Below are 261 nucleotides of genomic sequence, written 5' to 3'. Positions count from 1 at the left end.
AAAGCCACACGCAACAGGGTGCAGTTCACCAACGACGAATCCGCAGTCAAAACCCTCTGGTTGATGATCTGCAACATCGAAGACAAACGAGCACTCCGCCGCGCGAAAGAAGGAAAACGCGCCCGCACCGGAGGCAGACTCGTTGAGGGAGGACGCGTCACCGGGTGGAAACAAGCCATCAACCAAATGGCCGTAGCCTACCCCGACCGCTTCAACAAATACCTATAAAACAGCCCCACACACAAACAACTTGACACGCTC

General features: G+C 55.2%; 1 pseudogene. It reads left to right on the top strand.

From position 1 onward, the window contains the following. A pseudogene (locus tag VVR41_RS10730) lies at positions 1-228 on the top strand (IS256 family transposase); the annotation flags it as partial. Positions 229-261: the final 33 nt, after the last annotated feature.

Origin of the sequence: Corynebacterium sp. LK2510 (assembly GCF_040946405.1) — a bacterium.
Classification (GTDB): Bacteria; Actinomycetota; Actinomycetes; order Mycobacteriales; family Mycobacteriaceae; genus Corynebacterium.
Note: the sequence above shows the minus strand (reverse complement) of the source record. Positions and strands in the feature narration are given on the sequence as shown.